This window comes from Streptomyces sp. NPDC059785, assembly GCF_042732375.1.
GTDB lineage: Bacteria > Actinomycetota > Actinomycetes > Streptomycetales > Streptomycetaceae > Streptomyces.
In genome coordinates this window covers 1-9,200 of the sequence record NZ_JBHWHV010000121.1, presented here as the reverse complement: position 1 = coordinate 9,200, position 9,200 = coordinate 1, and the positions used below count along the sequence as shown (strand labels likewise).

Here is a 9,200-nt window from a genome sequence, read left to right as displayed (position 1 = left end):
CATGCTCCGCGACGGCACCCCCTACCAGCCCCGGCACGAACAAACCGCCTGACCATGCCCACAGACCTTGACCGAACAGATAGAAGCACCCCCCCGGGCGGATGTCGGCTTCCGGCTTCCGGCTTCCGGCACGAAGGGCTCATGGCGCGGTCGGCGGGCCGGGCGGGTGCAGAGCCTCCGCGGCGGCCACCGCGACAGTCTGCGCCACCAGCGCGAGAGCCGGCACGTCCATTTTCCACTGCTGCCAGTACAGGGGCACGTCCACCCACCGCCCGGCCGCCAGCTCCGTGAGGGCCCCCGAACGCAGCAACGGTTCCGCCTGCGACTCCGGCAGCAGACCCCAGCCGAGCCCCGCGGCCACCGCGTCGCAGAACCCCTCCGACGTGGGCACGTAGTGCCGCAGCGGGCCCGCACCCGACCCACCGGAGCTGCCCGATTCACCGGAGCTGCCCGATTCACCGGAGCTGCCCGGTCCACCCGCCCCGCCGGGCCCGAGGGAGCGGACGAACCGGTCCTGGATCTCGTCCCGCCGGTCGAAGAGGATCACCGGCGCGTCGGGGAGCCGTCGCTCCAGCGGCCCGCCGGACAGATGGCGCGCCGTGAACCCCGGGCTCGCCACCGGCAGGTACCGGACCCGCCCGAGCGGGACCGCCGTACAGCCCGCCACCACCTCCGCCGACGACGTCACCGCCGCCATCACCTGCCCTTCGCGCAGCAGGGTCGCGGTGTGCGCCTCGTCCTCGCGGTGCAGTTCGAAGCAGACCGGCGGGTCCTGCGGCACCCGGGTCAGGGCCGGCAGGAACCAGGTGGCCAGGGAGTCGGCGTTCACCGCGATGGGCAGCCGGGCCGGTCCCGCCCCGGCGGTCAGGCCCAGCTCCGTGCGCGCGTCCCGCTCCAGTTCGGCCAGCCTGCGCGCGAACCGCACCACCACCTGCCCCGACTCCGTCGCCCGCACCGGCTTCGTACGCATCAGCAGCACCCGCCCGGTGCGCTGCTCAAGGGCCTTGACCCGCTGGCTGACCGCGGAAGGCGTCACATGCAGGGCCGCCGCGGCGGCGTCGAAGGTGCCCTCGTCCACGACGGTGAGCAGCGTGCGCACCAGGTCGTAAGGCAGATCGGACTTCACGTCAGACTTCACGGCGGCTAATGATACGTAAGAAAGTTTAGCTTCCTTGAAGCTCGGCCGTTCCCTACCGTCGGATGTCATGCACAGCGGGTTTCTCACGGCGGCCGTCGCCGGATTCGGTACGGGCCTCTCCCTCATCGTCGCCATCGGCGCGCAGAACGCCTTCGTCCTCCGTCAGGGGGCACGCAGGCAGGCCGTCCTCGCGGTCGTCGGCATCTGCGCCGCGTCCGACGCGGTCCTCATCGCCCTCGGCGTCGCCGGGCTCGGCGCCGTGGTCACCGCGTGGCCCGCCGCCCTGACCGCCGTCGGCCTGGCGGGCGGCGCCTTCCTGCTCTGTTACGGCGCCATGGCCGCCCGCCGCGCGCTGCGGCCCGCCACCGCCGGGCAGGGGCTGACGACGAAGGGCGCCCTGGCGGGCTCGGCCCGTACCGCCGTAATCACCTGCCTCGCCATGACCTGGCTGAACCCGCACGTCTACCTGGACACCGTGCTGCTGCTCGGCTCGGTCGCCGCCGAACGCGGCTCCCTGCGCTGGGTCTTCGGGCTGGGCGCGATGCTCGCCAGCCTGGCCTGGTTCACCGGCCTCGGTTACGGCGCCCGGCTGCTCAGCCGCGTACTGTCCCGCCCGTCCGCCTGGCGGGTGCTGGACGCCCTGGTCGCGGCGACCATGCTCGCCACGGGCTGCATGCTGCTGGCCCGCACCGTCTGAGAGACCGGTGCCGCTGGTGTCACCGGGGACCCCGGGGTTGCCGGTCCCACCGGTGTTGCCTGCGTCGCCGGTGCTGCCGGCGCTGTCTGCGTCGCCGGTGTTGTCGGTGACGCAGACAGCACCGGTTGCGGCCCGTTCGCGTTGCGGGCCAGTTCCAGGGCGTATTCCGGCCACCATTCACCCGCCTCGGGACCGCCCCGGCACGTCCCGTCCGACTCACCGGGCCGCTTGATCCACAGATACGCGTCGATCAGCGGATCACCCGTGTCGACGGTCGGCGGAGTGCCGAGCGCCCTGCCCGGCGGGTTGCACCAGGAGTCCTCTCCGCTGTACGGCCCCGCGCCGTTCCGGCTGGTGTCGATGACGAAATGCGTGCCGCCGAGGTCCTTCGCCAGCCACTTCCCGTACGCGGTGGTGGTCTCGTTCGTCTGGAAGTTGGAGACGTTGAGCGCGACGCCGTCGGCGCGGGCGATCCCGGAGGCCTTGAGCGCGTCGACGAGCCGCCACGCCTCGGGGATCCAGGCCGGGTTGCCCGCGTCGAGGTAGACCCGGGCGCGGGGCAGGGCCGCGAGGCGCTCGACGGCGTACGCGAGCAGCGCGTACCGCTCGCCCGCCTCGACCCGTGAGCACCCGGCGACCTCCTGGGCTACGGCGTCGGGTTCGACGATCACGTACGCGGGCCGGTCGCCGACCGCGGCGGCGAACTCGTCGGCCCAGGCACGGTAGGCGTCCGCGCTCGGGGCACCGCCGCCCGAGTAGGCGCCGCAGTCCCGGTGCGGGATGTAGTAGGCGACGAGTACGGGGATGCGGCCCTGCCGGGCGGCGGCGGCCGTCCGCTCCCGGACGAACGGCCCGGGGCCCGAGCCGCTGACCCACTCGGCCTGCGCGTGCCGCGCGATGCGGTCCATGAGGGCGGCGTCGGTGGTCCTGCCGAGGGCCCGGTACCCGGCGGCCTGCCGGGCCGCTCGGGAAGCCGGGTCGACCCAGAAGGGGTCGGCCGGGCCGGGCGCCGGGACCCCGGCCCAGCACAACCCCGTCAGGCACAGTGCCGTGAGGGAAACGGCGAGCAGGGCCCTGAGCGACCGCGGAGACGACAGCGAGGGGATGGATGACAGCGACGGTCTGGGCACGGCCGGCTCCGTTCCCGCCGCCGAGGGCTTCGGGCGGCGACTCGTCCGGCTCCGCCGGCTCTCCGAAGTCTGCTGCGACGGCGGCCAATTGCCGGGCCGCCTGCGCCCGGGTCGCCGCACAATCACTCCGACGGCTGGCCGTCGCCCGCGACTTGACCGCCTCCGCCCGGTACTTGACCGCCTCCTCCCGTAAGTCCACCACCTCCTCCCGTAAGTCCACCACCTCCGCCCCGCACTGCACCACCACCCGAAACTCCACCACCATCGCCCGGAACTCCGCCGCCTCCGCCCCGAACTCCGCCGCCATCGCCCGGAACTCCGCCGCCTCCACCGCCTCCCCCCGAGACTCCACCGCCCCCGGCAGGGGCTCCACCATCCGCGGTACGGACTTCACTCCCCCCGGCGGAGGCGGGCCCCCACCCCCGCCGCTTGGGCAGCGGCTTCGCCCAGCTGCCCGTCCGGCTCGTGGTCAGACCCATGGTGACCAGCGACTCGGCGAGCCCGACGGCCGCCGCGACGCCGTCGACGACCGGCAGCCCCAGCCGCTCCCCCACCACCCGACGCAGCCCGGCCATGCCGGTCATCCCGGCGCAGCCCAGCACGATGACCTCGGCCCCCGCGTCCCGGGCGCGCGCGGCGGCGGCCAGGAAGGCGGCCTCGGTGCGCCGGCCGTCGCGGAGGCCGAGGACGCCGAGTCCGGTGCCGACGACCGCGGCGCAGTTCCGGCCGACGCCCGCGGTGCACAGGCTGTCCTCGATCTGGCCGACGGAGCGCTCCAGTGTGGTGACGACGCCGTAGCGGCGGCCGATCAGGCAGGCGAGGTGGGCCGCGGCCTCCGTGATGTCGACGACCGGTACGTCCACGAGTTCGCGGGCGCCTTCCCGGCCGTGTTCGCCGAACCCGGCCATGACCACGGCGTCGTACGCGCCCTCGTAGGTGCGCAGGGCGTCGAGGACGGCCGCCGCGGAGAGGTAGCTGTCGAGCCACCCCTCGGCGGACTCCGGGCCCCAGACGGGGGTCAGACCGGTCACGGTGGTGCCCGGACCCGCGGCGGCCCGGGCACCTAGGACGATCTCCTCGGTCATCTCCCGCGTGGTGTTGCAGTTGGTGACGAGAATCCGCACCCGGCTCAGACCTCCGTCGAAGTGACGGCACCGGGTCCGGCCGGGGCACCGGATCCGGCCGGGGCGCCGAACTCGTCAGAGGCGCTGCTTCCGTCCGGAGCACCGGACCGCTCCCGGCGGCACAGCGCCGCGTACAGCCCGGCCGCCAGTGCCGTACCGATGAACCACGAGTACGGGGCCACGTCGCTGAAGGCCGTCACCAGCGCGAGCACGGCCGCCACCGCCGCCGCGGGCAGGAACGCCCACAGGGCCCTGGGGTTGACGCCCCGGCGGTAGTAGTAGCGCGATCCCGGTGTCGCGTCGAAGAGCTGGTCGACGTCCACCCGGCCGCGCTTGACCCAGTAGTAGTCGACCATGATCACGCCGAACAGCGGCCCGAGGAAGGCGCCGAGGCCGCCGAGGAAGTAGTTGACGACGGTCGGGTTGGAGAAGAGGTTCCAGGGCGTGACCACCAACGCCGCCACCGTGCTGATCATGCCGCCGATCTTGAAGGTGATCTTCTGCGGCCAGACGTTGGCCAGGTCGTACGCCGGTGAGACGAAGTTGGCGACGATGTTGACGCCCATGGTGGCGACGGCGAACGTCAGCGCGCCGAGCACCAGCACCCAGGTGTTGCCGACCTTCGCCACCAGCAGCGCCGGGTCCGTGATCGCCTCGCCGAACACCTCGATGGAGCCCGCGGTGACGATCACCGAGACGATGACGAACGCGGTGGAGTTGATGGGCAGGCCCCAGAAGTTGCCGCGCCTGACCGTGCGGTAGTCGGGCGCGAAGCGCGAGAAGTCGCAGAAGTTGAGCATCAGCGTGCCGTACGTGGCGAGGATCAGGCCGATCGCGCCGAACCACTGGCGCCACTGCTCGCCGGTGGACACCGGATGCGGCGTGGCGGTGAGCGAGATGGTCCAGCCCGCCTTGGCGAGTACCCAGACGGCGAGCGCGATCATCACGAACCAGATCGCGGGACCGCAGAAGTCCTGGAACCTGCGCACCGACTCCATGCCGCGACTGATGATCAGCGCCTGGATCAGCCACAGGGCGAGGAACGACATCCAGCCGAGCGCGTCGAGGCCGAGGAAGGAGTGGTGGGTCCAGGACTCCAGCCCCGGCCAGGCCGCGAGCAGCATGACGTTGACCGCGACGGACGCCAGGTAGGTCTGGATGCCGTACCACATGACGGCGATGACGGCCCTGATCAGCGCGGGGATGTTGGCGCCCCAGACGCCGAAGCCGATGCGGCTGACGACGGGGAACGGGACGCCGTGGCGCTGGCCGATCCGGCCCATCAGGTTCATGCCGCCGTAGATCAGCACGAAGCCGGCGAGCAGGGCGGTGAAGATCTGCCAGACGTTCATGCCGAGGACCAGGAGGCCCGCGGCGAACGTGTAGTTGCCGAGGTTGTGGACGTCGGACATCCACATGGCGAAGAGGTCGAAGACCTTCCAGTTGCGCTTCTCGGCGGGCGCCAGGTCTTCGTTGGTGAGCCGGGGGTCGGGGGTGAAGGCTGCTGTGCCGGGGGCTTCGGCACGGTCGGCGAGGGACACGGGACCTCCACTGGCGAGGGGACGGAGGACGGCCTTTCGCGTGCGGGCGGCTTTGGTATACCAAAGCGCCGTCATGGTCCCGCCGTCAACCGTCTCGACCGATGTCGGCGCCGTTACGGCTCCGTAAAAGCCCCACCGGGTCGGCGAAGATAGCCCCATGGCGAAGATCGAACCGATCGAACCCGTGGAGCCGGCGGGCCCCGCGGGGCAGGCCGGCCTGGGTGCGGTCCGCGAGCGCGTCCTCGCGGCGCTGCGGCAGGAGGTCATCGCGGGCCGGCTGCGCCCCGGCGACCGGCTGGTCGAGCGGGAGCTCGCCGAACGCTTCGGCGTCTCACGGGTACCGGTGCGCGAGGCGATCCGCGCGCTGGTCGCCGAGGGTTTCGTCCACTTCGAGACCCCGCGCCGCGCAGTGGTGCGCCGGCTGACCCCGGCCGACGTCCGGGAACTGTTCGAGCTGCGCGAGGCCCTGGAGGTCTACGCCGCCGGACTCGCCGCGGCCCGCGCGACCCCCGAGGCGCTGGCCGAACTGTCGGCCCTGCTCGACCGCGCGGCCACCGCGACGCACGCCGGTGACGCGGAGACCATCACGGACATCAACACCCGCTTCCACGACCGGATCCTGGCCATGGCGGGCAACGGCCTGCTGATCTCCGTCATGGAACCGGTCGACGGCCGGCTGCGCTGGCTCACCCGGCAGAACGAGGAATGGCCCCTGCTCCTGACCGAGCACCGCGAGCTGTACGAGTCGATCGCCTCGGGCGACCCCGGGCGGGCCCGCGCCCACGCCCTGGCGCACGTCCGGGCCAACTACCGCTCGACGGTGCGGCACCTCTTCGGCGACGACAGGACGGGCGCGGACGACGACGGTCCCTGAACGCGCGGCAGAGCTACCGGTCGGCCGCCTACCGCCCCGCCGCATACCGGTCCGTCGCCTACCGCCCCGCCGCATACCGGTCCGTCGCCTACCGCCCCGCCGCATACCGGTCCGTCGCCTACCGCCCCGCCGCGTACCGGTCCGTCGCCGCGACCATCGCGTCCGTCGCGTCCGCCGCGAACGCGTCGTGCCCCACGTCGTCGACGACGGTCAGCTCGCTGCCGGGCCAGGCCCGGTGCAGGCGCCAGACGATGCCGAGCAGATTGCCGAAGTCGAGGCTGCCCTGTACGAGCGTGCCCGGAATCCCCTTGAGCAGGTGCGCGTCCCGCAGCACGACACCCTCGTCGGCACCGGCGCCCCTGCCCTGTCCCCCTCCCAGGAAGTGGCCGTTGCCCCAGTAGTGGGTGACGGTCCGCGCGAAGCCCATCCGGAACACCGGGTCCTCGTAGCGCGGCACCGAGCGCGGCGGCGCCGGGATCACCGCCGTCTCCCAGTCGGTCCAGGCCAGCGCCGCCCGCGCCCGGGTCCCGGGGTCGGGCGACTCCAGGAGCCGGTTGTACGCGGCGGCGAGGTTCCCGTCCCGGTCGCCCCGTGGCAGTACGCCGAGGAACCGCTCGAAGGCGTCGGGAAAGATCCGCCCCAGACCTCTGGTCATCAGCGCGACCTCGGCGTCGGAGCCCGTGGCCACCCCGGTCAGCACCAGCTCGGAGACCGTGTCCGGATGCGTCTGCGCGTACCGCAGTCCCAGCGCCGCGCCCCAGGAGGCACCCAGGACCAGCCACCGTGCGACGCCCAGGTGGTTCCGCAGCAGCTCCAGGTCGCGGATGACGTGGGCCGTCGTATTGACGCTCATGTCGGTGCCGTACTCGCTCGCGTGCGGGGTCGAGCGTCCGCAGCCGCGCTGGTCGAACAGGACGATCCGGTACCTGGCGGGGTCGCAGTAGCGCCGCCAGCCGGGCGTGCACCCGGAACCGGGACCGCCGTGCAGCATGACGGCGGGCTTGCCGTGCGGGTTGCCGCAGACCTCCCAGTACACGCGGTTGCCGTCGCCGACGTCGAGCATGCCGTGGTCGTACGGTTCGATCTCCGGATACAGGCCCATCGCGCAACCCTAGACCCCTGGCCCTGGCCCCAGTCCTCTTCCTCACCCTCGCCCCAGTCCTCGCCCTCGCCCTGCTCTAGCCCTCGTCCCCGGTCTCCGGCACCGTCTTCAGTCCGGCCGCCGCCGCGGCTCTGCGCAGCACGTCCCGCAGCATCGCGGGGGTCAGCCGCCCGGTGAAGGTGTTGCGCTGGCTGACGTGGAAGCAGCCGAAGAGGTCGACCGCGCGACCGGAGCCCGGGGAGTCGAGGGTGACGCGGGCGCCGTGCCCGAAGGCGGGCCGCGGTCGGGGCACCGTCCAGCCCGCGGCGGCGAGGGCGGGCAGCGCCGACTGCCAGCCGAAGGCGCCGAGGACGACGACCGCCCGCAGGGTGGGCCGCAGCAGGGTCAGCTCGCTCACCAGCCAGGACCGGCAGGTGTCCCGCTCGCCGGGGGTCGGCTTGTTGGCGGGCGGCGCGCAGTGCACGGGGGACGTGATCCGCACCCCGTACAGCGTGAGCCCGTCGTCGGCGCTCACCGCGGTTCCCCGGGAGGCGAGGCCCACCTCGTGCAGCGCCGCGTAGAGCACGTCCCCGGAGCGGTCGCCCGTGAACATCCGCCCCGTCCGGTTCGCCCCGTGCGCGGCCGGGGCCAGGCCCAGGATCAGCAGCGACGCGTCCGGCGGCCCGAACCCGGGCACGGGCCGCCCCCAGTACGTCTCTCCGGCGAACGCGGCCCGCTTGGTACGGGCCACCTCCTCGCGCCACTCGACCAGCCGCGGACAGGCACGGCACCCGGTGATCCGCGCGTCGAGTTCGGCCAGGCTGCTGTCCATCCCTCCACCGTAAGCGGCGGTAAATCCGCCGACCACGCCACTGTGGTGGAGTTATGGTCGGGGCATGGCTTCTGAGCATGCGGACGACGAGGACGAGCGGAACGATGCCGCCAGTACGACGGACTCCGGTTCCGGCTCCAGCTCCGGCCCCCACTCCGGTTCCGACTCCCGCCCCGACTCCGGTTCTGGCTCCGGTTCTGGCTCCGGTTCTGGCTCCGGTTCTGGCTCCGGTTCTGGCTCCGGCGACGCGGTGGCCGCGGCGCGGGCCGCGGGACCGGCCGGCGGCGAGAGCGTGCGGGTCGACAGCTGGATCTGGTCCGTGCGCCTGGTCAAGACCCGCTCCCTGGGTGCCACCGCCTGCCGCGGCGGCCACGTCCGGGTGAACGGCGAACGCGTCAAGCCCGCCTACGCGGTACGCGTCGGCGACGAGATCCGGCTGCGCCACGCGGGCCGCGAGCGGGTCGTCGTGGTGAAGCGCGTGATCCGCAAGCGGGTCGGCGCCCCCGTCGCCGTCGAGTGCTACGTGGACAACAGCCCGCCGCCCCCGCCGCGCGAGGCCGTCGCACCGGCCGGTGTCCGGGACCGCGGCGCGGGCCGCCCGACCAAACGCGACCGCCGCGAGACGGACCGCCTGCGCGGCTTCGCCGGCCATCTCGCCGCCGCCTCGAAGACCCCGCCCTCCCCCGCCCCCGACCGCCCGCGCACCGGCCGTTAGCCCGGCGCACCGGCCGTCGGCGCTGCCCGGCACGTGAGTGAGGGCTCCCCGGCCGGACCGGGGAGCCC

Annotated in this window: 7 protein-coding genes and 2 pseudogenes; 3 read left to right on the top strand and 6 right to left on the bottom strand. The window is 73.3% G+C overall.

What is annotated here, in order from left to right:
• Positions 1 to 139: 139 nt before the first annotated feature.
• A complete protein-coding gene (locus ACFV6E_RS42550) occupies positions 140 to 1,138 on the bottom strand; it encodes a LysR family transcriptional regulator ArgP (RefSeq protein ID WP_385469123.1) in 999 nt (332 codons plus the stop codon).
• 67 nt (positions 1,139 to 1,205) lie between these two features.
• Here ACFV6E_RS42550 and ACFV6E_RS42545 point away from each other — a divergent pair, with 67 nt between their 5' ends.
• Positions 1,206 to 1,835 (top strand): LysE/ArgO family amino acid transporter, encoded by a 630-nt coding sequence (locus tag ACFV6E_RS42545; protein WP_385166628.1) that lies wholly within the window; start codon positions 1,206 to 1,208, stop codon positions 1,833 to 1,835.
• A 254-nt stretch (positions 1,836 to 2,089) separates the two neighbouring features.
• Here the strand turns inward: ACFV6E_RS42545 and ACFV6E_RS42540 are convergent.
• The 3 genes and pseudogenes from ACFV6E_RS42540 to ACFV6E_RS42530 all read right to left on the bottom strand — a co-directional run.
• A pseudogene (locus tag ACFV6E_RS42540) lies at positions 2,090 to 2,743 on the bottom strand (glycoside hydrolase family 6 protein); the annotation flags it as partial.
• Between the two features lie 629 nt (positions 2,744 to 3,372).
• Positions 3,373 to 4,089: pseudogene (locus tag ACFV6E_RS42535) on the bottom strand (aspartate/glutamate racemase family protein); the annotation flags it as partial.
• Between the two features lie 5 nt (positions 4,090 to 4,094).
• The gene (locus ACFV6E_RS42530) at positions 4,095 to 5,630 is read right to left on the bottom strand and encodes an NCS1 family nucleobase:cation symporter-1 (protein ID WP_385166626.1); all 1,536 of its coding nucleotides are present in this window, start codon (positions 5,628 to 5,630) and stop codon (positions 4,095 to 4,097) included.
• A 157-nt stretch (positions 5,631 to 5,787) separates the two neighbouring features.
• On the opposite strand from ACFV6E_RS42530, the gene ACFV6E_RS42525 reads away from it, so the two are divergent.
• On the top strand, positions 5,788 to 6,504 hold the full coding sequence (locus ACFV6E_RS42525) for a GntR family transcriptional regulator (RefSeq protein ID WP_385166624.1): 717 nt from the start codon (positions 5,788 to 5,790) through the stop codon (positions 6,502 to 6,504).
• 118 nt (positions 6,505 to 6,622) lie between these two features.
• Here ACFV6E_RS42525 and pip read toward each other — a convergent pair whose 3' ends face one another.
• Positions 6,623 to 7,606, bottom strand: coding sequence for a prolyl aminopeptidase (gene pip / locus ACFV6E_RS42520; RefSeq protein WP_385166622.1), 984 nt, complete (start codon positions 7,604 to 7,606; stop codon positions 6,623 to 6,625).
• Positions 7,607 to 7,682: 76 nt separating this feature from the next.
• Positions 7,683 to 8,417: a uracil-DNA glycosylase gene (locus ACFV6E_RS42515; RefSeq protein WP_385166620.1), complete on the bottom strand. Its 735-nt coding sequence runs from the start codon at positions 8,415 to 8,417 to the stop codon at positions 7,683 to 7,685.
• A gap of 64 nt (positions 8,418 to 8,481) precedes the next feature.
• Here ACFV6E_RS42515 and ACFV6E_RS42510 point away from each other — a divergent pair, with 64 nt between their 5' ends.
• Positions 8,482 to 9,132, top strand: coding sequence for an RNA-binding S4 domain-containing protein (locus ACFV6E_RS42510; RefSeq protein WP_385166618.1), 651 nt, complete (start codon positions 8,482 to 8,484; stop codon positions 9,130 to 9,132).
• The last annotated feature ends 68 nt before the right edge of the window (positions 9,133 to 9,200 follow it).